Origin of the sequence: Flavobacterium sp. CS20 (assembly GCF_018080005.1) — a bacterium.
In the GTDB taxonomy this organism is placed as follows: domain Bacteria; phylum Bacteroidota; class Bacteroidia; order Flavobacteriales; family Flavobacteriaceae; genus Psychroflexus.
The window spans coordinates 1,270,301-1,295,047 of the sequence record NZ_CP073015.1 but is presented as its reverse complement, the minus strand read 5'-3'; the positions used below and the strand labels follow the sequence as shown (position 1 = coordinate 1,295,047).

Annotated in this window: 21 protein-coding genes and 1 tRNA gene; 15 read left to right on the top strand and 7 right to left on the bottom strand. The window is 32.7% G+C overall.

Going from position 1 to position 24,747, the window contains the following annotated elements; all coding sequences use genetic code 11:
- Nucleotides 1-2: 2 nt before the first annotated feature.
- Together IGB25_RS06085 and IGB25_RS06080 are read right to left on the bottom strand one after the other, a co-directional pair.
- Nucleotides 3-908: a ParB/RepB/Spo0J family partition protein gene (locus IGB25_RS06085; protein ID WP_211066866.1), complete on the bottom strand. Its 906-nt coding sequence runs from the start codon at nt 906-908 to the stop codon at nt 3-5.
- Complete coding sequence (locus tag IGB25_RS06080) at nt 898-1,665, bottom strand: ParA family protein (protein ID WP_211066603.1); 768 nt, start codon at nt 1,663-1,665, stop codon at nt 898-900. Before IGB25_RS06080 ends, IGB25_RS06085 begins: the two co-directional genes overlap by 11 nt.
- A 325-nt stretch (nt 1,666-1,990) precedes the next feature.
- Here IGB25_RS06080 and IGB25_RS06075 point away from each other — a divergent pair, with 325 nt between their 5' ends.
- The 5 genes from IGB25_RS06075 to IGB25_RS06055 all read left to right on the top strand — a co-directional run bounded on the left by IGB25_RS06075 (nt 1,991) and on the right by IGB25_RS06055 (nt 4,157).
- Nucleotides 1,991-2,503: an RNA polymerase sigma factor gene (locus tag IGB25_RS06075; RefSeq protein WP_211066602.1), complete on the top strand. Its 513-nt coding sequence runs from the start codon at nt 1,991-1,993 to the stop codon at nt 2,501-2,503.
- A complete protein-coding gene (locus tag IGB25_RS06070) occupies nt 2,487-2,936 on the top strand; it encodes a hypothetical protein (RefSeq protein WP_211066601.1) in 450 nt (149 codons plus the stop codon). Before IGB25_RS06075 ends, IGB25_RS06070 begins: the two co-directional genes overlap by 17 nt.
- A 16-nt stretch (nt 2,937-2,952) precedes the next feature.
- Nucleotides 2,953-3,465 carry a DUF4252 domain-containing protein gene (locus IGB25_RS06065; protein WP_211066600.1) on the top strand — a complete coding sequence of 171 codons (513 nt, stop codon included), beginning with the start codon at nt 2,953-2,955 and terminating at the stop codon, nt 3,463-3,465.
- Between the two features lie 10 nt (nt 3,466-3,475).
- Nucleotides 3,476-3,994 (top strand): DUF4252 domain-containing protein, encoded by a 519-nt coding sequence (locus IGB25_RS06060; RefSeq protein ID WP_211066599.1) that lies wholly within the window; start codon nt 3,476-3,478, stop codon nt 3,992-3,994.
- Nucleotides 3,995-4,072: 78 nt separating this feature from the next.
- A tRNA-Ser gene (locus IGB25_RS06055) sits at nt 4,073-4,157 on the top strand.
- Nucleotides 4,158-4,677: 520 nt separating this feature from the next.
- Here IGB25_RS06055 and smpB read toward each other — a convergent pair.
- The 3 genes from smpB to IGB25_RS06040 are packed head-to-tail and all read right to left on the bottom strand — an operon-like array spanning nt 4,678 to nt 7,001.
- Nucleotides 4,678-5,139 (bottom strand): SsrA-binding protein SmpB, encoded by a 462-nt coding sequence (smpB, locus tag IGB25_RS06050; protein WP_211066598.1) that lies wholly within the window; start codon nt 5,137-5,139, stop codon nt 4,678-4,680.
- Between the two features lie 5 nt (nt 5,140-5,144).
- Complete coding sequence (locus IGB25_RS06045) at nt 5,145-6,389, bottom strand: competence/damage-inducible protein A (protein ID WP_211066597.1); 1,245 nt, start codon at nt 6,387-6,389, stop codon at nt 5,145-5,147.
- Nucleotides 6,390-7,001, bottom strand: a complete 612-nt coding sequence (locus IGB25_RS06040) for a fumarylacetoacetate hydrolase family protein (protein WP_211066596.1) — start codon at nt 6,999-7,001, stop codon at nt 6,390-6,392. It lies immediately after the preceding gene.
- Between the two features lie 149 nt (nt 7,002-7,150).
- Here IGB25_RS06040 and sucC point away from each other — a divergent pair, with 149 nt between their 5' ends.
- The 5 genes from sucC to IGB25_RS06015 all read left to right on the top strand — a co-directional run bounded on the left by sucC (nt 7,151) and on the right by IGB25_RS06015 (nt 17,228).
- The gene (gene sucC / locus IGB25_RS06035) at nt 7,151-8,344 is read left to right on the top strand and encodes an ADP-forming succinate--CoA ligase subunit beta (protein ID WP_211066595.1); all 1,194 of its coding nucleotides are present in this window, start codon (nt 7,151-7,153) and stop codon (nt 8,342-8,344) included.
- A gap of 99 nt (nt 8,345-8,443) precedes the next feature.
- Nucleotides 8,444-11,740 carry a transcription-repair coupling factor gene (gene mfd, locus IGB25_RS06030; protein ID WP_211066594.1) on the top strand — a complete coding sequence of 1,099 codons (3,297 nt, stop codon included), beginning with the start codon at nt 8,444-8,446 and terminating at the stop codon, nt 11,738-11,740.
- A 150-nt stretch (nt 11,741-11,890) separates the two neighbouring features.
- Nucleotides 11,891-14,341 carry an endopeptidase La gene (gene lon / locus IGB25_RS06025; protein ID WP_211066593.1) on the top strand — a complete coding sequence of 817 codons (2,451 nt, stop codon included), beginning with the start codon at nt 11,891-11,893 and terminating at the stop codon, nt 14,339-14,341.
- A 616-nt stretch (nt 14,342-14,957) separates the two neighbouring features.
- Nucleotides 14,958-16,643, top strand: a complete 1,686-nt coding sequence (gene dnaX / locus IGB25_RS06020) for a DNA polymerase III subunit gamma/tau (protein ID WP_211066592.1) — start codon at nt 14,958-14,960, stop codon at nt 16,641-16,643.
- 3 nt (nt 16,644-16,646) lie between these two features.
- Nucleotides 16,647-17,228, top strand: coding sequence for a tRNA-(ms[2]io[6]A)-hydroxylase (locus tag IGB25_RS06015; RefSeq protein ID WP_211066591.1), 582 nt, complete (start codon nt 16,647-16,649; stop codon nt 17,226-17,228).
- Here the strand turns inward: IGB25_RS06015 and aroB are convergent.
- Nucleotides 17,225-18,283 (bottom strand): 3-dehydroquinate synthase, encoded by a 1,059-nt coding sequence (gene aroB, locus IGB25_RS06010; RefSeq protein WP_211066590.1) that lies wholly within the window; start codon nt 18,281-18,283, stop codon nt 17,225-17,227. The genes IGB25_RS06015 and aroB overlap by 4 nt on opposite strands.
- Before the next feature lie 92 nt (nt 18,284-18,375).
- Between aroB and IGB25_RS06005 the strand changes: the two genes are divergently transcribed.
- The 4 genes from IGB25_RS06005 (at nt 18,376) to IGB25_RS05990 (ending at nt 23,306) form a co-directional block, all read left to right on the top strand.
- The gene (locus tag IGB25_RS06005) at nt 18,376-19,569 is read left to right on the top strand and encodes a proline dehydrogenase family protein (RefSeq protein ID WP_211066589.1); all 1,194 of its coding nucleotides are present in this window, start codon (nt 18,376-18,378) and stop codon (nt 19,567-19,569) included.
- Nucleotides 19,570-20,156: 587 nt separating this feature from the next.
- The gene (locus tag IGB25_RS06000; protein WP_211066588.1) at nt 20,157-21,410 is read left to right on the top strand and encodes a PAS domain-containing sensor histidine kinase; all 1,254 of its coding nucleotides are present in this window, start codon (nt 20,157-20,159) and stop codon (nt 21,408-21,410) included.
- Entirely contained in the window at nt 21,410-22,384 is a 975-nt protein-coding gene (locus IGB25_RS05995) for a response regulator (RefSeq protein WP_371815958.1), read from the top strand. Before IGB25_RS06000 ends, IGB25_RS05995 begins: the two co-directional genes overlap by 1 nt.
- A gap of 136 nt (nt 22,385-22,520) precedes the next feature.
- Nucleotides 22,521-23,306, top strand: coding sequence for a universal stress protein (locus IGB25_RS05990; RefSeq protein WP_211066587.1), 786 nt, complete (start codon nt 22,521-22,523; stop codon nt 23,304-23,306).
- Here IGB25_RS05990 and IGB25_RS05985 read toward each other — a convergent pair.
- Nucleotides 23,303-24,133: a universal stress protein gene (locus IGB25_RS05985; protein ID WP_211066586.1), complete on the bottom strand. Its 831-nt coding sequence runs from the start codon at nt 24,131-24,133 to the stop codon at nt 23,303-23,305. The two genes, IGB25_RS05990 and IGB25_RS05985, sit on opposite strands and share 4 nt — an antisense overlap.
- 139 nt (nt 24,134-24,272) lie before the next feature.
- Here IGB25_RS05985 and rimP point away from each other — a divergent pair, with 139 nt between their 5' ends.
- Complete coding sequence (gene rimP, locus IGB25_RS05980; protein WP_211066585.1) at nt 24,273-24,746, top strand: ribosome assembly cofactor RimP; 474 nt, start codon at nt 24,273-24,275, stop codon at nt 24,744-24,746.
- The last annotated feature ends 1 nt before the right edge of the window (nt 24,747 follow it).

The window sequence follows — 24,747 nt, the reverse complement described above, 5'->3', positions numbered from 1 at the left end:
AATTATTTATTCAATAACTCGTGAATACGATTCAAATCTTCTTCAGATGCAAACGGAATAATGATTCTGCCATTGCCTTTTTGGTTCACTTTTATGTCAACTTTAGTTCCAAAAAATTTTGAAATATGTTTTTTTTCAACACTAAAAGATTTTGGTTGGACGTCTGTTTTTTGTGTTGTTTCGCCTTTTTGATTGTGTTGTCTTACCAAATCTTCGGTTGCTCTCACTGAAAGTTTGTCTTTCAATATTTTTTGATAAATTTTGATTTGTGTTTTGGAATCATCAATATTCACTAAAGCTCTGCCATGACCCATAGTGACAAATCCATCACGCATTCCGGTTTGAATTATAGGGTCAAGTTTGAGCAATCTTAGATAATTGGTAATAGTTGAGCGTTTTTTTCCTACACGTGAACTCATTTGCTCTTGAGTTAAATCGATTTCATCAATCAATCTTTGGTAAGACAAAGCAATTTCAATCGGGTCTAAATCTTGGCGTTGTATATTTTCAACCAAGTCCATTTCCAGAGCTTCTTGATCGTTGGCAATTCTGATATAAGCCGGAATAGTTTGAAGTCCAGCAAGTTTAGATGCTCTAAAACGACGCTCACCAGACACCAACTGGTATTGGTTGCGGTCTATTTTCCTGGCGGTAATGGGTTGTATCACACCAAGTTCACGAATAGAAGAAGCTAATTCTTCTAAATGTTCTTCATTGAAACTACTACGTGGCTGAAACGGATTTACTTCAATATGAGCAAGTTCTAATTCAACTATACTGCCAACAACTTTATCAGCATTTTCATCTTCAACAGATTTAATATCCTGTTCTGGATCATTCAGTAAGGCTGAAAGTCCACGTCCTAAAGCTTGTTTTTTTTTGGCTTTAGTATAAAATTTAAGTTTGATTTTGTTTTAATAATTCTTCGGCAAGGCTCAAGTAGTTATTAGCACCACGACTTGCAGCGTCATATTTTATAATGCTTTCACCGTAACTCGGGGCTTCGCTCAACCGCACATTACGTTGTATGATAGTGTCAAACACCATATCAGCAAAATGCTTTTTTACTTCATCAATCACTTGGTTAGACAATCTTAAACGTGCATCATACATGGTAAGCAATAAGCCTTCAATATCTAAATTAGGATTGTGCAATTTTTGAACACTTTTTATGGTATTCAACAATTTACCCAAACCTTCAAGAGCAAAATATTCGCATTGTATCGGAATTAGCACGGAATCAGAAGCCGTCAACGCGTTCAAAGTCAGCAAGCCTAAAGATGGTGCACAATCTATAATAATGTAATCATAGAGAGAACGCAAATCATCAATTGCCATTTTTAGCATTTGCTCACGATTATCTTGATCTACCAATTCTATTTCAATGGCGACTAAATCAATATGTGCTGGAATCAAATCTAAGTTTGGCGAATCTGTAGAAACGACTAAGTTTTTAGCTTCCTGCGTGTGTTCTAGAAGTTGATAACTGCTGTTTTCAACCTCGTCAACATTAATGCCCAAACCAGAAGTCGCATTGGCTTGTGGATCGGCATCAATCAACAAGACTTTCTTTTCTAAAACGCCAAGTCTTTGAGCCAAGTTTACTGCTGTAGTTGTTTTACCAACACCGCCTTTCTGATTAGCTATAGCTATAATTTTTCCCATGTGCTAAAAATAATGCGTAAAAATACAATTTATTATATCACATAAAAATCCTTTGCGATAACTTATTTTCATATTTTTCAACACCACAATAGGTCTAAACTTTTACAAATTGTTACGCTAAATTTACAATTTTAACTCAATTTCTAAAAGTATTGTTATAATATTAATGAGCTTCGAGTTGGGTTATCAGCTGTATTTTTTCGATTATCCCTAATTTGAGAGCAAATCTGTTTAGGCTTATCAATTAATTAAAAAAATACCATATTTTTAATAATTATTGTAACAAAATTAATATCAACTCGTCGAGAAAGTGTAACCAATAAATATGAAAGTTTCAGAATTTAATCGTTTAGTCATTCCAATACAACAAAAGATTTTCAGGTTGTCTAAACGCTTGTTAACTTCATCTGATGCAAGAGAAGACGCTACGCAAGAAGTGATGATTAAATTGTGGAACCAAAAAAACGGACTTGAAAATATTAAAAATATAGAAGCCTATGCAATGACTATGACCAAAAATCATTGTTTAGACCAGTTAAAACTCAAAGCTAATAATAACTTGAGATTGGTGCATACCAATTATGAAAATAGCTCGGCAGATCCGCATCAACAATTAGAAGCTAAACAAGATTGGAATAGAGTAGAAGCTATGATGAAAACCTTGCCCAAAGCACAAAGTATGGTTTTGCATTTGCGTCAAATAGAAGGATACGATTATGATAAAATTTGCGAAATAATGGATATGAAACCAACGGCAGTGCGTGTTACTTTGTCGAGAGCGAGAAAAAATTTAGTAGAACGACTTTCAAAACAACAAAAAAATGAAAACAGAGCATGACATCAGCCAATTGATAGACAAATACCTTGAAGGCAAAACACATATTGAAGAAGAACAACTACTTGCTCAATATTTTATAAACAACAAGGTTAAACCTGAATGGCAGGTCTATCAAAATATGTTTAGCTATTTTGAAAACAGCAAGACAGCAAAACCTCAACAATCTTTTAAGCCAAAAGCGAAAAAGTCTTTTAAACCATTTTACAAATACGTCGCTATATTGTTAGTCTGTCTTGCTGGAGCTTGGTTTTATAATCACCGAAATAGCACTAAAGATTTAGGCACTTATGACGACCCAGAATTGGCCTTGCAAGAAACCATAAAAGTTTTTGAACTGATAGGAAGTCATATCAATTCCAACACCAAAGACATTCAAAATCTTTCAACTTTAGAAGAAATCAAAACAAAATACATTGATAAACTTAAACCTTAATTTAAATACAAAAACGATGAAAACAATTTTAATTACCATATCAGCTGTTTTATTTGCGAGTTTTGTCCAAGCACAAGACTTTGAACGATACGAAAATAACCCGAGTGTAAGCTCAGTGATTATCAATAAAAATATGTTTAAATTAATGAGCAGACTTGATTTAGACAGTAAAGATAAAGAGACCCAAGAGTATGTCAAGCTTATCAATAATCTTGAAAATATCAAAGTTTTAAAGACTAACGACTCAAAAATGAGTAATGAACTTAACGGTGATGCAAAGTCATATATTAAGAATAATAATCTTGAAGAATTGATGCGTGTCAATGAAGACGGGAAACATGTAACTTTTCACTTTAAACCTGGTAATACTGATGACGAAGTCAAACAATTATTTATGCACGTCAATGGAATTGATGACAATGGAGAAACTGTCGTTATTATCATCAATGGTTTAATTGATTTGCGTCAAGTTTCAAAATTAGCCAAAGACCTAAAAGTGCCTGGTGCTGATTCTTTAAACAAAAAATAAAATCTCAATTATGAAAACTATAATCACATTATGCCTCAGTCTCTTGGTTTTGATATCTTGTCAAACCAATTCTCTGCAAACCTATATGGTTGACCATAAAGACGACGAAAACTTTATCAGTTTAGACTTTTCGCTCAAAACATTCATAGACAATTTTGAAGACCTGTCTGAAGAACAGCAATCACTCTTTAAAGATGTCAGAAAGGTTAATCTTCTCGCCTTTAAAAAAGACAACACGAAAGAAGACTATTATGTAGAAAAACGCACACAGCTCACAACAATTTTATCAAAAGAGTTTAGTAGTCAACAATTGATGTCAGTTAATGACAAAGGTCGACAGATGAAGATGTATGCAGACGATTTAGAAGACAAAGTTCAAGAGATAGTTATTTATGCTAACGATAATAGCAAAGGTTTTATCGTTTTAAGATTGCTTGGCGATGACTTAAACCCGTCAAATTTTTATAAAATGATGCTGCTTTCAGATAAAATGAATTTTGACGATTTAGCCCAAATGATTGACATTTAAAATACTTAGATAATTCTTTCATTTTTATTTTGTAGAAATAGAAAGCTTATTATCTTTGCACTCGCTTTGCAAAAAGATGGAGAAATGGCAGAGTGGTCGAATGCGGCGGTCTTGAAAACCGTTGTACCGCAAGGTACCGGGGGTTCGAATCCCTCTTTCTCCGCAATAAATGACCTCAATAAGCTTATTTACAGAGTGTTGAGGTTTTTTAAAATTAATTTGTCCGACCATTATCCGACGACTTCAATTTTTCGTGTTTTTGAGGGCTTATTTTAATTATCGTAGATTTGTGTTCTACTTATTTAACGATAAGTAAATTTGAGCAAACTAAAAGCTTTTACATCTCTAAGGGCTTTTTTAGCAAATAGACTAAGTATTTAAAGATACTGTATTGGTCTGTTTCCTTTAACGAGGGCTTTAAACTTAGTTTAATTTAGAATAGTGTTGCCAGTATCTTTAGACTTACTTCAAAGACTTGCCCTAATGCACTATTTTGATTTGTAGAGGAATTGAGTAAGCAGTTCCACTATGCCCAATTAAGCGATACCCTGCAAAATAGTTGAGTTGAAAAACCAATCTTTGCCTTAACGGTATCGCTTTTTTAAATATAACCCCAAACAAAAAGGTCAAGCAAAAAAGTGATTAGTTTTTAATTTTTTATAGGTATATTTTTAATAAAATCTTTAATTGTTAAATGCTTTTTTAATGCGGTCTAAACGTTTTTTGGTATCGCGTTTTTTAATATCCTCTCGTTTATCATAGAGTTTTTTCCCTTTACAAAGTGCAATAACTAGTTTAGCAATCCCTCTGTCATTAATGAATAGACGCAAAGGAATGATAGTTAAACCTGTGTTTCTAACTTCTTTGTGCAGCTTTTTGAGTTCTTTTTTTTGTAATAAAAGTTTACGTTCGCTTTTAGGTTTGTGATTAAAATGCGTAGCGTGAGAATATTCTTCAATATGCATATTGATCACAAACAGTTCACCTCTATCGTTGAACTCGCAAAAGCTTTCAGCAATAGAGGCTTTGCCTTCACGAATTGATTTGATTTCAGTGCCAACAAGTTTGATGCCTGCGGTATATTTATCCAAAATTTCGTATTGGAATTTGGCTTTTCTATTTTTGATATTGATGTTGTTGCTCATAACTCTTAGACTTTTATTTGGTCATAAAGCATTTCTAAAGCTTTGTTGACGGCTTTTTGGGTCACGCGTTCCCTATGGGTACCAAAATTAAATTTTTCGACGACAACTTCAGACTGATAAGCCAAAGCTATAAAAACTGTGCCGATTTCCGCATCGCTATCGCCTTTTGTTGTACCTGCGTTTCCTGTTGTTGCGACTGCAATATCTGCTTTGAACATTTTTTGAACACGTTTGGCCATTTCTTTAGTAATTTCAGCACTTACCACTGAATATTTTTCAATAAATTGTTTTGAGATTCCTAATACGTCGTGTTTTGCTGAAGTGGCATAACTCACAATACTGCCTTTAAAATAAGCCGATGCACCTGGAATTTCGGTAAATTTTGTCGCTAAACGACCGCCAGTGCAACTTTCGGCTGTAGCTAAGGTGAGATGTTTTTCGGTTAAGCTTTTAGCGATGTTTTCTTCTATGCTGTTTTCATCTTCGTAACCTTTGATGATATCACCAATGAGTTTGTGCAATTTTTCAATTTCTTGATTAATAGTATTTTGCAATAATTTTTCATCATCGCCACGAGCGGTTAATCTTAATCTCACTCTGCCTAAGCTTGGCAAGTAAGCCAATTTGATGAAATTTGGTAAGTTGTTTTCCCAATCTTCAATTCTGTCGGCAATGGCACTTTCTCCAAGACCGTAAGTTAAAACGGTTTTATGAAGAATAAACGGGCGATTAAAACGGTCTTTAAGTCTTGGTATGACTTCATTTCTCATCAAAGCTTTCATCTCATAAGGCACGCCTGGCATTGAAATAAAGACTTTGTTGTCTTTTTCAAACCACATTCCTGGTGCTGTGCCATACTGATTGTTAAGTGCTAAACATTTTGATGGCAAATAGGCTTGCGAGCGGTTGGCTTCTAAAATAGGATGACTTATATATTTTTCAAAAATATTTTCAACGTGTTCAAGTGTCTTTTGGTCTAAAACCAATTCGTCATTAAAATATTGGCAGAGTGTATGTTTTGTGATGTCGTCTTTGGTTGCTCCTAATCCACCAGTAGTAATGATAATATCGGCACGTGTTTCAGCATCTTTCAAAGCTTTTAGAATATGACTTTGTTCATCTTTTATGGATGTGATTTGTATAATTTCAATTCCTATTTTGTTGAGTTGTTGACCGAGAAATGCTGAATTGGTATCAACAATTTGACCGATTAATATCTCGTCGCCTATGGTTATAATTTCTGCGTACATTTATTTTACATTAACTTTAAAAACTGACTGATTTTCTATTTTTCCGATCAAAACATCATTTTCTTCAACTTTGCCTACTCCAGAAGGTGTTCCTGTAAAAATGATATCGCCTATTTTTAAAGTAAAAAACTGAGAGATATAAGCGATGAGTTCATCGATTTTCCAAAGCATTAATTTGGTATTGCCTTGTTGAACGATTTTGTTGTTTTTTAGTAAAGAAAAATTCAAATTATTTAAATCAAAATCTGATTTATCAAACCATTGTCGTCCGATAAGTGTTGCACCGTCAAAACCTTTAGCCTTTTCCCAAGGTAAGCCTTTAGTTTTGAGTTTTGATTGTAAATCTCGTGCTGTAAAGTCAATTCCCAATCCAAATTCTTGATAATATTTATGAGCAAATTTGGGCTGAATGTATTTGCCGAGTTTATTGATTTTGACTATAACCTCAACTTCGTGATGCACTTCATTTGAAAATTCAGGAATCACAAATGGATGCGATTTAGGTAAAACCGATGAATCTGGTTTAATAAAAATAACCGGATCATCGGGTTTTTCGTTTTCTAACTCGTTGATATGTTCGGTATAGTTGCGACCAATACAAATTATTTTCATATTGCTTTTAATTAAAACAGCTACAAATGTAAACCATGCATTAAGGATATTGACTTAAAATTAAGCTAAATCATAATTTGGGTTAAAAATCTTGTTTCAACTTTATAAATTATTACTTTTGTGCATCTAAAATTTTTTAAACAAAGATTATGAATCTTCACGAATATCAAGGTAAAGAAATACTCAGTAGTTTTGGTGTAAATATTCAACGCGGTATAGTAGCTACAACATCAGATGAAGCAGTAGAAGCGACCAAAAAACTCACAGAAGAAACCGGTACGGGTTGGCATGTGATAAAAGCCCAAGTTCACGCTGGTGGTCGCGGTAAAGGCGGTGGTGTTAAGTTGGCTAAAAATCTTAAAGAAGTAAAGGAAATTGCCAATGAAATCATCGGCATGAACCTTGTCACGCCACAAACCTCTAAAGAAGGCAAAAAAGTAAATCAAGTTTTGATTACTGAAGATGTTTACTATCCAGGCGATAGTGAACCAGAAGAATATTATATGTCAGTTTTACTCGATCGTGCCAAAGGTAGGAATATGATTATGTATTCGCCTGAAGGTGGAATGGACATAGAAACTGTGGCTGAAAAAACACCAGATAAGATATTTACTGAAGTGATTGATCCTGCTACAGGCATTTTGCCGTTTCAAGCTCGAAAAATTGCTTTTAATTTAGGTTTATCAGGTCAAGCTTTTAAAGAAATGTGCAAGTTTGTTACAAACCTATACAAAGCTTATGAAGGTTCAGATTCATCATTATTTGAAATTAATCCTGTGCTAAAAACCAGCGATGATAAAATAATGGCTGTAGATTCTAAAGTTACCATAGATGACAGTGCTTTGTTTAGACATAAAGATTATCAAGCGATGCGTGATATTAGAGAAGAAGACCCAACTGAAGTTGAAGCTAAAGAAGCTGGCTTGAGTTATGTCAATCTTGATGGTAACGTGGGTTGTATGGTAAATGGAGCGGGTTTAGCTATGGCAACAATGGATTTGATCAAACAAGCTGGTGGTGAACCTGCAAACTTCCTTGATGTTGGTGGCACAGCTGATGCTAAACGTGTTGAAGAAGCTTTCAGATTGATTCTTAAAGATGAAAAAGTTGAAGCGATATTAATCAATATTTTTGGCGGAATTGTACGTTGTGACCGTGTTGCAGAAGGTGTTGTAGAAGCTTACAAAAATCTTGGTGATAAAATCAATGTGCCAATCATTGTTAGGCTTCAAGGTACAAACGCTGACTTGGCTAAAGAATTAATTGACAATTCTGGCTTAAATGTAGAAAGTGCAGTTTTATTTCAAGAAGTCGCAGATAAAGTTCAAGAGGTGTTGAGTTAAAAATTTTACTTTATATGATATCAAAAAACCGTTTCAAACTTGGAACGGTTTTTTTTTATCAAAATTTATACTTTACTTTTGTAGCTTCTTTTTAAAAATATGACTAAAACAGAACTCTTAAACCTGTTCTCTAAAGCCAATTCGGTTCAGCCTATATTGTCTCAAATTAGGGAGCAAAATCCAAAGATATTTCAGCTTAAGAATTTGATTGGTTCATCAAAAAGTTTTTACACCATTGAACTATTCAAACAAGCCAATTTACCCTTTATTTTTATTTTGAAAGATAAAGAAACCGCGACTTATCACCTTAATGAATTAGAAGATTTTTTAGGTCATGAAGAAGTGCTTTTTTATCCAAGTAGCTATCGCCGACCATATGAAATTGAAGAAACCGACAACGCCAATGTCTTGCTCAGAGCAGAAGTGCTTAACAGACTAAACTCTGGAAAAAAACCCGTTATCATCGTTACTTACCCTAATGCTTTATTTGAAAAAGTAGTTACTAAGAGCGAATTAAGCCGAAATACTTTAAAAATAAATCGCGGGGATCGATTAGATTTAGATTTTGTAAATGAAACTCTTTTTGAATACGACTTCAAACGCGTAGATTTTGTTACTAAACCTGGCGAATTTTCTGTGAGAGGTGGTATAATTGATATTTATTCCTTTAGCCATGACGAGCCTTATCGGATTGAATTTTTTGGTGATGAGATAGAAAGTATCAGAACTTTTGATATTGAGACTCAACTATCTAATCAAACCCATAGCAAGGCTTCAATTATGCCTAATGTTGAAAATAAATATGTGCAGGAAAAACGACAAAGTTTTTTGGAATATATCAAACAACAAAGTTTGATAATAACTGAAAATCCTGAATTGCTAAAAGCAGACTTGAATGAATTATTTAAAAAAGCTGAAAATAATTTCAAACAACTTTCTGAAAATGTTAGCTATTCTAAACCTTCAGAATTGTTTTGTCATGGAGATGAGTTGATAGCTCAACTTCAAAATTTCAATTGTATTCAATATCACAACCAAAATTTTTTAGGAGCTTCAGATAATTTTATTTTTACTTGCCATACTTCTCCTCAACCAGCTTTCAATAAAAAATTTGATTTACTGATTGATGATTTGGAAAAGCATCAAAAATCGGATTACACCAATGTAATTTGTCGCTTGAATCAACAACAAGCCCAACGTTTTCACGACATTTTTGAGGATATGCAGTTTACCAATTACCAAACTTTAGTCTTGGGCTTACACGAAGGTTTTATAGACCATAATAGTAAGTTGGTCTGTTATACCGATCATCAAATTTTTGAGCGTTACCACAAGTTTAAGCTTAAAAATAAATTCTCCAAACAACAAGCTATTACCTTAAAGGAGTTGACACAGCTTGAGCGTGGCGACTACGTGACACATATTGACCACGGTATTGGCAAATTTGGAGGTTTACAAAAAATAGAAGTAAATGGCAACACACAAGAAGCCATCAAATTGGTTTATGGTGAAGGAGATGTTTTATATCTAAACATTCACGCCTTACACAAAATTTCAAAATATAATGGCAAAGACGGTCAAGCCCCAAAAGTTTATAAACTTGGTAGTAAAGCTTGGAAAAAACTCAAACAAAAAACAAAAACCAGAGTTAAAAAAATCGCTTTCGACCTTATCAAACTTTACGCTAAGCGAAAATTAAAAAAAGGCTTTCAATTTGGACCAGACTCTTATTTGCAACACGAGTTAGAAGCTTCTTTTATTTATGAAGATACTCCAGACCAAAGTACAGCAACAGAAGCGGTAAAAAAAGACATGGAAAGCCAACAACCCATGGACAGACTTGTTTGTGGCGATGTAGGTTTTGGTAAAACTGAAGTTGCTATACGAGTCGCTTTTAAAGCTGTTGATAATGGAAAACAAGTTGCCGTTTTAGTGCCAACCACAATTTTGGCTTTTCAACATCACAAAACTTTTTCGGAACGTTTGAAAGACTTTCCTGTTACAATAGATTACATCAATCGATTTAAAACGGCAAAAGAAAAACGAGAGACGCTTTCAGATTTAAAATCCAAAGATTTAGGTCTGTTAATTATCGATGAAGAACAAAAATTTAGTGTGGCCGTAAAAGACAAGCTCAAAAATTTTAAAACTAATGTAGATACTTTAACCTTAACAGCAACACCAATTCCTAGAACCTTACAATTTAGCTTGATGGTCGCCAGAGATTTATCAACCATCACAACGCCACCGCCAAACCGTTATCCCATCGAAACTCGAGTTATTCGATTTTCTGAAGACGCCATTAGAGACGCCATTAATTATGAACTGCAACGTGGCGGTCAACTCTTTTTTATACACAATCGAATAGAAAATATTAATGAAGTGGCAGGATTACTTCAACGTTTAGTGCCAGATGCTAAAATTGGAATTGGTCATGGTCAAATGGAAGGTAAAAAATTAGAACAATTGATGCTTAGTTTTATGAATAGTCAGTTTGATGTATTGGTATCAACAACTATCATTGAAAGTGGTCTTGATATTACCAATGCAAATACTATAATAATTAATAATGCAAATCATTTTGGCGTATCCGATTTACATCAAATGCGTGGTCGTGTTGGGAGAAGTAATAAAAAAGCATTTTGTTACCTCATCACACCAAGTCTTATCAATATGACACCTGATGCCAGAAAACGCATCACAGCATTAGAGCAATTTTCTGACTTGGGCAGTGGAATCAAAATTGCAATGAAAGACTTAGAAATTCGTGGAGCAGGCGATTTGCTTGGTGGTGAGCAAAGCGGATTTATCAATGAAATCGGATTTGATACTTACCAAAAAATACTTAATGAAGCCATAGAAGAACTCAAGGAAAATGAATTTAAAGATTTATATAAATCTGAAAATCAGAATGTAAACAAAGATTTTGTTAAAGATGTTCAAATAGACACTGATTTTGAAACACTTTTTCCAGACGATTATATCAACAACATCACCGAGAGGTTAAATCTTTATACTAAACTCAATGATATAAAAACATCAGATAAGTTAGAGTCATTTAAAGATGAACTCAAAGACCGTTTTGGTGACCTGCCTATTCAAGTAATAGATTTATTAGACAGTGTCAAGTTAAAATGGACTGCGGCTAAGGTTGGAATTGAAAAATTAGTCATCAAACAACATAAAATGATTGGTTATTTTATTGCTAACCAAGAATCATCTTTTTACCAAAGTAATCAATTTAGACAAGTTTTAGCTCAAATTCAACAAAGTCAAAATCAATTTATTTTGAAAGAAAAGAAAACAAGAAATGGTTTGAGATTGGTATTAAATTTTGGGCATATCGAAAATATTGAGCATGCTTTACAAAAAATCAATAAACTTACAAGTCCATAATTTTAACGGAAAAAATACATTTCATTTGTTTTTGGCATAGGAATTGGATTATTAAAGTAATCATTTTAAAAAAACGTATCAAGACAAGTTATATCTATCTTTATGAAGATTTGAGTAATTTTGATATGACATCATGACTAAAATTTAATTATGAGTAACAGAAAAATATTTAATATTGACAATTTGTCATCACAAGAATTTGACGAAGATGCAGAATTAATTCCGTTGATGACATCAGAAGATGAAGATGCAATCAATTCAGAAACCTTACCAGACGAATTGCCGATTTTGCCTTTAAAAAATACAGTACTATTTCCAGGAGTGGTAATACCTATAACTGCTGGCAGAGATAAATCAATCAAACTTATAAACAACGCTAATGCCACTAATAAAATTGTAGGTGTAGTCGCTCAAATTGATAACGAGGTAGAGGAACCTACTTTCAAAGACTTAAATAGGGTTGGTGTTGTTGCTAAAATACTTAGGGTTTTAAAAATGCCCGATGGTAATACGACTGTAATCATTCAAGGTAAAAAGAGATTTAAAATAGAACAGGTTGTAAGCGAAGAACCTTACATAAAAAGTAAAGTTTCAGAATTTTCAGAGGATTTAAGTGATATTGTTGAGGAAGAATTTACAACCATTATTGAAGAGTTAAAATCATTGGCTTTACGCATCATCAAAGAAAGTCCTAACATTCCTACAGAAGCTTCATTTGCAGTAAAAAATATAGAAAGTTCTTCCTTTCTTATCAATTTTATTTCTTCAAATATGAGTTTAGATGTTGATGAAAAACAAAAATTGTTAGAAATATCTAATCTTAAAGAACGGGCTTTAGCTACTCTAAAACAAATGAATGTAGAGTATCAAAAACTTGCATTAAGAAATGATATTCAATCTAAGGTACAAACTGACATCAATCAGCAACAACGAGAATATTTTTTGCACCAGCAAATGAAAACCATACAAGAAGAACTTGGAGGGGTTTCTCAGGAAAACGAAATTGAAGAGCTACAGAAAAAAGCCAAATCCAAAAAATGGTCTAAAGAGGTTTCTAAGCATTTTGATAAAGAATTGGCAAAATTAAGACGCATGAATCCTCAAGTCCCAGAGCATTCTATTCAACGTAATTATTTAGAGTTGCTTTTAGATTTACCATGGGATAATTTCAGCCAAGATAAATTTGATCTTAAAAAAGCACAAAGTGTACTTGACCGAGATCACTACGGCTTAGAAGATGTAAAAAGACGTATCATTGAATATTTGGCGGTTTTAAAATTGAGAAATGACATGAAATCGCCTATTCTTTGCTTATACGGACCACCTGGTGTAGGTAAAACGTCTTTAGGGAAGTCTATTGCTGAAGCAGTTGGGCGTAAATATGTGAGAGTTTCATTAGGTGGCTTACGCGATGAAGCTGAGATAAGAGGTCATAGAAAAACATATATTGGTGCTATGCCAGGTAGAATTGTTCAAAATATCAAAAAAGCTGGAACTTCTAATCCTGTTTTTGTTCTTGATGAAATAGACAAGTTAGCTCAAGGTATGCAAGGCGATCCTGCTTCAGCTTTACTTGAAGTGCTTGATCCAGAGCAAAATAATGATTTTTACGATAATTTTTTAGAAATGGGTTATGACCTTTCTAAGGTGATGTTTATTGCTACTGCAAATAATTTAGGTTCTATACAACCAGCTCTTAGAGATCGTATGGAAATCATAAATGTGAATGGTTACACAGTAGAAGAAAAAATTCAAATTGCCAAAAGACATCTTATCCCTAAACAAATTAAAGAACATGGTTTGAGCAAAGATCAAATAAAACTGCATAAACCAGAAATACAAAGCATTGTAGAAGGTTACACTAGAGAATCTGGCGTGCGTGGGCTAGAAAAACAAATAGCTAAGGTGGTTAGAGGGATTGCTAAAAAAATCGCATTAGAGGAAACCTATAATCCAGAATTAAGCAAAGATGACATTATAGAAATTTTAGGTGCACCCAAACTCAAAGCCAATTTATATGAAAACAACCAAGTCGCTGGAGTGGTAACTGGTCTTGCTTGGACGGCTGTTGGTGGTGATATTTTATTTATTGAATCTACACTTTCTAAAGGCAAAGGTCAATTAAACATTACAGGCAATTTAGGTAAAGTGATGAAAGAATCTGCAACCATTGCGATGGAATACATCAAATCTAATGCAGAAAAATTTAACATCAATCCTGACATTTTTGAAAAATACAACGTGCATATTCACGTGCCTGAAGGTGCTACACCAAAAGATGGTCCAAGTGCTGGTATCACTATGTTGACGAGTCTATTTTCTTTATTTACCCAAAGAAAAGTCAAACAAAAACTAGCAATGACTGGTGAAATCACCCTTAGAGGCAAAGTATTGCCCGTTGGTGGCTTAAAAGAAAAGATATTGGCGACCAAACGTGCCAATATCAAAGATATTATCCTTTGTGAAGAAAACAAACGCGATATAGAGGAGATTAAAAAAGACTATATCAAAGGATTGCGTTTTCATTACGTCAGCGATATGTCTGAAGTTTTGGAAATTGCCATTACCAATCAAAAAGTTAAAAATGCTAAAGTATTGTAAAACTTTTTTTAAGACAATGATTTTAAAAATGTGAGAGAGCAAAATTGATAGAATTTGTCTTTTATGCTTTGGTCTATTTATATGAGATTAAATAGGATATCCTCATTCTTTTATAAACCACTTACAGGGAAGAAATTGAAATTATAGAAAATGGATAAATCCATTCACCATCGAATATTTGCAAACCATAGCCAATGCACAATCCTAAGCGTTTCAACGGTTTTAAATAGTTGGATTGGAGCCATTCTATTTATAACAACGTGAGTTCGATATAAATTTCAATAAAATATATTCATATAAAATACAGATATTTAATCATTTGTCATGTCGAAAGAGCGAAGCATGAGCGACGAGACATCTCAGTAGGATGAGATTCCTCCTCATGCTTCGTTCGAAATGACAAAATTTGCTAACAAAAAGATATAATCATCTGATTTACAGCTTTCAATAGATTGAACTCAGGTTATAACAAATCCTAAATCTATAACTTTAAATTCTGACTTTCTGAGGAAACCCTAAATGAAACTGATTAATCAATCACGGACTAAATTAGCAATCTAATAGCTTTTTTGACCAAAAGTTCTATTCAAATGATAGCTTTATTTATATTTGTGCTATGAACCATTTTGTAGTATCCGCACGAAAATACAGACCAGATACTTTTGAAGAAGTTATCGGTCAAAAAGCAGTGACCAACACGCTAAAAAATGCTATTGACAATAATCACTTGGCACAAGCATTGCTATTCACTGGACCACGTGGAGTTGGCAAAACTTCCTGTGCCCGAATTTTAGCCAAAACAGTCAACCAAGTGTCTTCTGATAGTGAAACTTCTGATTATGCTTTTAATATTTTTGAATTAGATCTTGCTTCCAATAACTCGGTTGATGATATCAGAAATCTCAATGACCAAGTACGCATCCCACCACAAACTGGTAATTTTAAAGTTTACATCATTGATGAAGTACACATGCTTTCATCGGTCGCGTTTAATGCGTTTTTAAAAACTTTAGAAGAACCGCCAAAACACGCTATTTTTATTTTAGCCACAACCGAAAAACATAAAATTATTCCAACGATTTTATCTCGTTGTCAAGTGTTTGATTTTAAACGCATCACAGTTCAAGATATCCTAGAACACCTTAAAGAAATTGTCGCAAAAGAAGGCGTAGAAGCCGAAGATGAAGCTTTGCTGATCATTGCTCAAAAATCTGATGGAGCTATGCGAGATGCATTGTCAACTTACGATCGCGTGGTAAGTTATTGCGGTAATAAACTCACACGAAAGGCTGTTGCAGAAAATTTAAATATCCTTGATTTTGAAACTTTTTTACATGCCACCGATTTAATTCTAAAGGCTGATATACCTGGATTAGTTACCTATTTTAATGCAGTTATAGCCAAAGGATATGATGGTCAGCATTTCATCAGTGGTTTAGCGTCTCATTTTAGAGATCTTTTGGTCTGTAAAAATCCATCAACGATAGAGCTCCTTGATGTTGGAGATGAAGCTAAGAAAAAATACAAAGAGCAATCTGAAAATTTTAGCTTTCAACAATTATTAACATCTATAGATTTAGCAAATACATGTGATTTTAATTATAAATTAAGTCAAAATAAGCTACTACATGTAGAACTGTGTCTGATGAAACTAGCAAGTCAAGAGACGATTTTATCACAAAAAAAAAAGCCTAAATCCATAGCGTCTCCAGTTGTAGAAAAAAAATCAAAAAAATCTATAACCTCTGCAAAAAAAGACAAAACCCAAACCGATAACACTGAGAAAGTTAACAATACAACTGAGCAGAAAGAGCAAAAGCAAGAATCTGTTCAAAATGCAAGACCATTAAAAAAAAGTGCATTATCGCTTAAGTCAATTGAATTTAAGAAAAATCACGTTCAAAAAAATAAGAATAAACAAGTTGAGACAGAAATTTTAAATGAAAAATTTAGCCTTGATAGTCTAAAATCTGCTTGGATAAAATTTGCAGAAATTATAGACGATAGAGGAGAAAAATTACTCGCTTCTACTTTGCTATCTGATGTTCCAAAACTCAAGGATAATACCATTGAAATACAATTGCCAAATGAAACCATGAAAATTGATATTCAAAGGAATAAAGATCGTATTCTAAAATATTTAAAAAACACCTTAAGAAATTCGCATCTCGATCTTGTCATTCACGTGAGCCAATTTCAAGAGAAAAAATACTTGCATACCAATGAAGAAAAATACAAGTATTTTGTAGAAAAAAACCCAAACGTAGAATTGTTAAGAAAAAAACTCGATTTAGAATTTTAAAATATGTTAGGTTTAAAACTTCCAACAGACCCAAGATGGGCTAATATAGCTGAAAAAAACATAGAAGAAATTTTAATCGATCATGCCTATTGTGAGCAAAAAGCCGCATCAACAGCTATTTCGCTAATTGTCAGTTTTCCTGAATATGAAATGCTTGTTACCAAAATGACCGAACTCGCTCAAGAAGAAATGAGTCATTTCAAAATGGTTCATGATTTAATTAAAACCAAAAACATCACAATGGGTCGAGATAGAAAAGATTTATATGTTGTACAGCTACAAAAATTCTTTGAAAAAGGCGGTAGTCGAACCAACCAACTCATACATAGATTGCTTTATGCCGCACTCATCGAAGCAAGAAGTTGTGAGCGTTTTAGGCTATTGTCAGAAAATTTAAAAGATGAAAAACTAAGAGCCTTTTACAAAAAACTTATGATTTCTGAAGCCAATCATTACACCATGTTTCTTCAACTTGCTAGACATTATGGCGATAAAAATATTGTTGACCAAAAATGGCACAAATTGCTAAACTACGAAGCTGAAATAATGAAAAAGTTAGGTCAACATGAAAGTATTCATGGCTAATCTTTTGCATAGAAATCAAAAGCTTCATAGATTAATTTGTTTTCTACTTGACAATCCAAAACGTATTGCCCTATATTTTTGAGCAATACAAAATTGACTTTACCTTTGATATTTTTTTTGTCATATTTCATTAAATCAATGATTTGTGAAATTTCATCACGACCAAAATTTTGAGATATATAAAATCTTTTGACTAAGGATTTTAATTGATTCAATACACGTTTTGGGTAACCGAACATTTTATGAGAAATAAAAGTTTCTAAGACCAAACCTATTGCTATAGCTTCACCATGAAGCAAGTGTTTAGTTGGGTCAAGCGACAATCTGTAGGATTCTATAGCATGTCCTAAAGTATAGTCATAATTCAAAATTTTTCTTATTCCTTTTTCTGATGTGTCTGCATCGACTATCATTTTTTTTATTTTAATAGATTCTTCCACGAGGTCTTTAATATTTTCACTATCAACTTTTTCTAAATCTAAACATTTATCAAAATACGTATGAGATTTTACATTGATTAAACCGTGTTTTATCATTTCAGCAAAACCACTTACCATTTGGTTATGAGGGAGTGTTTTCAAAAAAACTTGGTCTATTAAAATCATTTCAGGTTGTTTTATAACACCAATTTGATTTTTTAGATTTTTAAAATCAACGCCGTTTTTTCCGCCAATAGCTGCGTCAATCATACCTAACAATGTAGTTGGAATGTGCACAAAAGCAATTCCACGTCTAAAACATGAAGCTGTAAACCCACCAATATCTGTTATCACACCACCACCTAAGTTAATCAGTAAAGATTGCCTGTCAGCTCCATTATCAGAAAGGTTTTGCCATATAACTGAGCAGGTTTCAAGATTTTTATGCGTTTCTCCAAAAGGAATCAATACGGTTTTAAAATTAAAGCTAACGCGATTTTTAAAATGATCTAAACAATGTGTTTTTGTGTTGTTATCAATCAACAAAAACACGCTTGAAACTGAGGCTGTTTTGACAAGTGTATCTAAGGTTTTATATGCTTTTTTCCCAAATAAAATGCTCTTATCATCTATCATTATTTTATCAATTTTTAAGAAATGCAAATTAGTTAAATACACCTGACTTTTTGCGTCTTTTATTATTTATCTTTGAGGTAAATTTGACTGATATGATAGACACAAAAATTTTCAATAACACCAAAAGGGCTTTTATTTTAAAATCTGAAAAGGATTTAAAAAGGTCAATATTTATTTTTAAATTGATGAATATTCCTCTTTTGGTGCCTTTAGGTATTTTTTTTACAAAAATTGCCCTTAAGCTCCGGTTGCCGATAGAGTGGATAATAAAAAAAACAGTTTTTGAACAATTCTGTGGTGGCACAACTCAAAAAGACTGTTTACCTCTTATCAAACTCATGTATTCTAAACATGTTTATAGTGTTTTAGACTATTCAGTAGAAGGAAAAAGTGATGAAAAAGAATTTGAAAAAGTTGCAAAAACAAAAGCAGAAATCATAAAATTTGCCTCAGAACAAAAAGAAATACCTTTTGCAGTTGCCAAACCCACTGGTTTAGGTCGTTTTAAGATTTGGGAAAAAGTAAGTCAAAACGAAGAATTAAGCTCATCAGAACAATCAGAATGGAATCGCATCCAAAAACGAGTTAAAATGCTGTGCCAAACTGCAGCTGATTACAACACAAAACTTATGTTTGATGCAGAAGAAACATGGATGCAGAAAGCAGTTGACGATTTGATTGAAGAAATGATGAAAATTTACAACAGAGATAAGGCTATTATTTTTAATACTATTCAATGCTACAGATGGGACAGGTTAGCCTATCTCAAAGATATTCACGAAAGAGCTAAAAAAGAAAATTTTAAACTTGGATTTAAAATTGTTAGAGGTGCTTATATGGAAAAAGAAAACGCGAGAGCTAGAAGAAAAAGATACCAAACTCCAATATGTGAAGACAAGGAAGCTACAGATGTTAATTTTAATGCTATTATGTGCTATTGTATCGATAATATAGATGATATCGCTACTTTTATAGGTACTCATAACGAGGTTTCAACTTATATGGCTTTACAATTAATGTCTCAAAAAGGCTTAAAATTAGATGATGATCGTGTTTGGTTTGGTCAGCTTTATGGTATGAGTGATCACATAAGCTATAATCTTGGCGAAGAATGTTCAAACGCTATTAAGCTTGTTCCCTTTGGTCCAGTGAGAGACGTGGTGCCTTACTTGTTTAGAAGAGCTCAAGAAAATTCGTCTGTCCAAGGACAATCATCACGTGAGTTATCACTTTTGTTAGAAGAAAAAGAAAGGCGTAAAGGTCAATATGTGAAACGAGTGAATTAAATTTTAATGCCTCAACTCAAAACCTTTAGAAAAAATTATAACTTTACTATGATTTATATCTAAACAATTTGGATGATGAAGATTTTTTAGATCATAGATTGAATGCTAATTTAGATTGAGTTTATAATTACGTGAGTTCGATATAAATTCCAATAAAATATATTCATATAAAATACAGATATTTAATTATCTGTCATGTCGATAGAGCGAAGCATGAGGGACGAGATATCTCAGTAGGATTGGATTTCTCCTCATTCTTCGTTCGAAATGACAAAATTTGCTTACAAAAAGATGTAATCATCTGATTTATAGCTTTCAATAAATCGAACTCAGGTTATAATTTTTTTGAACCAATGCGTGAAAGTCAATTAAATAAAATAAAAACTATTGCTAACAGTCCAAAACAAAAATGCATAGATTTGTGTTGAAATGAGATTTAATTTTTTTTAGAAAATAAAATTTTAACCGAAAAACTTGTTCATTTTAAGTCGTAATTATGTTTTGTGTGAAATATTAAACAAACCTACTCACTGAAAACTATGGAAGTTACTTAATAAATTCTTATTTTTGGACATAAATTTGAAAACTTGAGTAGCTTTACATTATCAAATTCTGAAGTATTTTCGATTCTATTTAATGGCATATCAGAAGGAGCCTTAATCGTGAACAAACAACAACTAATCGTTGAGCTTAACGACTCAGCGGTGAAAATGTTTGGTTATGAAATTCATGAATTGAAAGGTCAACATATCAATATATTGATTCCACAAAAATTTCATCATAAACACGAAGCATACGTAAAATCTTTCATTAAAAAAAAAGAAAGTCGCCAAATGGGTGTTGGTCGAAATATTTTTGGTTTAACTAAATCAGGCAAAACCTTTCCCTTAGAAGCGGGCTTAAATCCTTTTGAAATTAAAGGTGAAAAATATGTGATGACGCTGATCACTGATATCACCAAAAGAGTCGAAGCAGAACAAGAAATTTTAGATCTCAATGCATCGCTTGAAGAAAAAGTTCATAAACGCACCAAAGATCTCAAATCAAGTGTTGAAGAACTTTCAGAACTTAACGATTTACTGAAAGACGAAATTATGCGTAGAAAACAAGCCGAAGCTCGCATAAAAACAGCTCTTCAAAAAGAACGTGAACTCAATGATTTGAAAACCAAATTCTTATCCTTAGTCTCTCACGAGTTTAAAACACCCTTGAGCGGAATTTTGACATCTTCTACATTAGCCAAAAAATACACTCAGACTGAGCAACAGGAAAAGCGTGAAAAACACTTAAATACCATCAAAAATAAAGTGCATTATCTAACGAGTATTCTCAACGATTTTCTTTCAGTTGAGCGATTAGAAACAGGAAAATTTACCTATAAATTTGAACGCTTCAGTTTGTTAAATTTGATTAATGAAGTTGTTTATAATGCCAATGTAACTTTAAAAGCAGGTCAAATTATTAATTATCCTCAAGATTTACAAGATGTAGAATTGTATCAAGATAGGCATGTTTTAGAGCTGATTTTATCTAATTTGCTCAACAATGCAATAAAATATTCAAGAGAAGATACCACTATAACTTTAGATATTAATTTTGACGATAAATATTTAAAGTTTGATATTCAGGATCAAGGCATTGGTATTCCCGAAAAAGATCAACAACACATCTTTGAACGCTATTTTAGGGCAGAAAATGCTTTACTCAATCAAGGCACAGGTATTGGTTTAAACATCATTAAAGTTCATTTAGATAATTTAGGTGGAGATATTTATTTTGAAAGTCAAGAAAATAAAGGCTCTACATTTTTTATAAAACTTCCAATAAAACACGACAACTAATGGCTAAAAAAATACTATTGATAGAAGACGATATGACCGTAAGAGAAAATACGGCTGAAATACTTGAACTATTAGATTATGAAGTGCAAACAGCTTCCGATGGACTTAAAGGCGTAGAAGAAGCCAAACGTTTTAATCCCGACCTCATTGTTTGTGATATTATGATGCCTGAGTTGGATGGCTATGGAGTTTTAGAAATTTTGTCTAAAAATCCACAAACTCAGTATATTCCATTTATTTTTCTTTCTGCAAAAACCGACCATAAAGACATTAGAAAAGGTATGAATTTAGGTGCAGACGACTATTTGACTAAACCTTTTGAAGAAGATGAATTGATCAGTGCTATTGAAAGTCGAATTGCTAAAACGGCAATTCTTCAACAGCGACAAGACAATCAACAAAGTCATCCTAAATTAAGCAATTTTGAAGACCTTAAAAAACATTTAAAAAGTTATGAGCTTAAATCTTTTGAAACTTCAGAAGTGGTTTATGACAGCAATAAAGGCTCAAATTATTTTTATATGGTTGACAAAGGCGTTGTCAAAACCTATATGATTGATGAAAATGGCAAAGAATTGATAACTGCTCTATATAAAACTGACGATGTTTTTGGCGATTTTACATTTAAACACAACTCCTCAAAAGAAATAGCAGAATGCCTTGAGCCAACCGAGTTATATTGCATTCCTAAATCAGATTTTAAAAACTTTTTAGATGCCAATACAAAAATGCTTTATGACATTATTGATGTGCTAGACCATAATTTGCAAGACACTAAAAATCAGTTGCTTGATATGGCGTATAGCTCGGTAAAGCGTAAAACAGCACAAACTATTATTTTATTTACCGAACGACTTAAACGCAACAAACTAAGGCAAATCAGAATTTCACGTGCCGATTTGGTCGCAGTGGCTGGCATTGCTCAAGAAAGTTTGATAAGAACACTATCTAAATTAAAAAAGAAGTACTTATAGAAATTGAAGGTCGTAATATTAAAGTGTTAGATTTTGAAAAATTAGAGCAAATTTCTTAGTCTATTTTTTTTAAACTGACAAATATCATTTCACAACACCTGCTTTGACATTAGTTTTGTAACCTATACAGGAGTTTATGCAGGTTTTACTTCTTACTGATTTTTCTAAGAACGCCAAAATAACACAGGAATATGCCCTAAATTTTTTTGGCGAAGAAGATGTGCATTTTGTTTTATTTCACGCTATGAAACCTTGTAAAACATCGACTTGCAATGGGATTTGTGCAAAAAAAAGAGAGAGAAATTTACTCGAAAATGAACACAATTTAGAACCAAAACTGAAGCCAAATCATACGCTTTCAAAAGTTTTTATAAAAAATAATCTCGTAGATGCCGTTAGAAATTATATCGATAAAAACTCCGTGGATATGATTTTAATGGGAGGAAAAGGTAAAACTTCAGATGAAGATAGACAATTTGGAAAAAATACATTTGACATTGTTACTAAAATAAAATGTCCAATTCTCGTTGTATTTGAAAACTCTGTCATAAAAATTCCGAACCATATTGTGTTTCCTTTAGATTATGGAATTTCATTTCAATACAAATATTTTAAAACCATAAGTCAACTTGTTTTTTGGAAAAAAATAAATTTATCCATATTAGAAGTGCCAAACCGAATACTTAATAATTTGTTGTTTAAAAAAAACAATAAAGATAAAATAGCAAAAACTTTTAAGGAAATCAATTTTCAATTCAAGCCCATTCAATCCAAAGATAAAAAAGCGATTTATGAAGCTTGTTTAGATGCTGATATGATTATGTTTATGGCAAAAAATTTGAGTATAAGTAATCAAATATTTCAACAACTCAACACAAAAAACTTAAATCAACAAGCCCCGCTGTTAGTGCTTCATGCTTAAATTTTAAAAGTCACAATTGGTCGTTTAGCATGATTGACTAAATCTTCACTCAAACTTCCATTAATAAAATGTGCCAAACCTTTGCGACCATGCGTGCTTATACCGATTAAATCTGCATTGATTTTGTTGCCGTAATTTAAAATTCCCGTTTCAACATTGACATCATTATATACGCTAAATTGGTAGTCAGCTTCATCAATATTTTCAGTGAAACTTTTGAGTTTATCATCAATTTCATCAGTAGTGCTAAACTTACTCGCTGTATTGACCATCACTAACTCGATAGTTGTGTCGAGTTTGTTAGCAAAATCAATAGCTTTTTTAAATGTTGGAATCGATTCAGAGTCTAAATCTGTGGCAAAAACAAACTTTTTAACTTCAAATAATGGGATCTCTTTTTTAATCACCAAAACTGGAATTTCAGAATGGCGAACCACCTTTTCGGTATTCGAACCGATAAATATTTCCTTCAAGCCATCTGCACCACTTGAACCCATTATAATCACATCGCATTGGTGTTTTTTGCTAATTTCCATAATGCCATCAAAGGCTTCATGAAATTCAACAGTTTCATTAACTTTTATACCTTTTAGATAATCTTTTTTCATCACTTCATTAAACCTTTGATGAGCTAATTTCATAAAGAAAAGAGCTTCAGGTAAATCACCTGTACCTCTTGGTTGCGATGGGTCAATTAAATCAAGAGGCAACTCTAACATGTGCAAAAGAAAAATTTCACTATCAAAATTTTTAGCGATTTGTGCAAGAACTTTTAAAGCATTTTCTGCTTCGGGCGAGAAGTCTGTTGGGACGAGAATTTTTTTCATAAGATTAAGTTTAAAAATTGTTAATAAAACTACAAAAAAATATCTGAAACATAAAAGTTTTTTCAAATTGTAATTTAATTGTATATTTGCAAAAGATTAAGGGTAGAGGGGACATTTTGTCCCCTCTTTTTATAAATTTATGCAAGCAAAGGATATCATAGAACAGGCGATTTCAGCAATTTTTGAAGAAAGAACAGATTTATTTTTAGTCAATAAGCATATCTCTGACGGTTTAGATATCAATTTAACCATAGATGGAGATGAACTTGTAAATGTTTCAGATTGTATTTCAGTAAGCAGAAAAATAGAAGTCGCTCTCGATAGAGACTTGTATGACTTTTCTATCAAAGTTCAATCGCCTGGTGCTGATGAACCTTTGGTGGACAAAAGACAATACAAAAAACACATCGGTAGAAAATTGAAATTGAAAACCGACACAGAAAAAATTGAAGGCAAGTTAGTCGAAGTCAATGACAATGAAATCAGACTCACTTGGAAATCAAGAGAGAAAAAAACAAAAGGCAAAGGCAAAATAACCGTAGAACACGACAAAACTTTTCCTTTTGAAACCATAAAAGAAGCCAGTATCAAATTAATGTTTAATAAAAATTAAG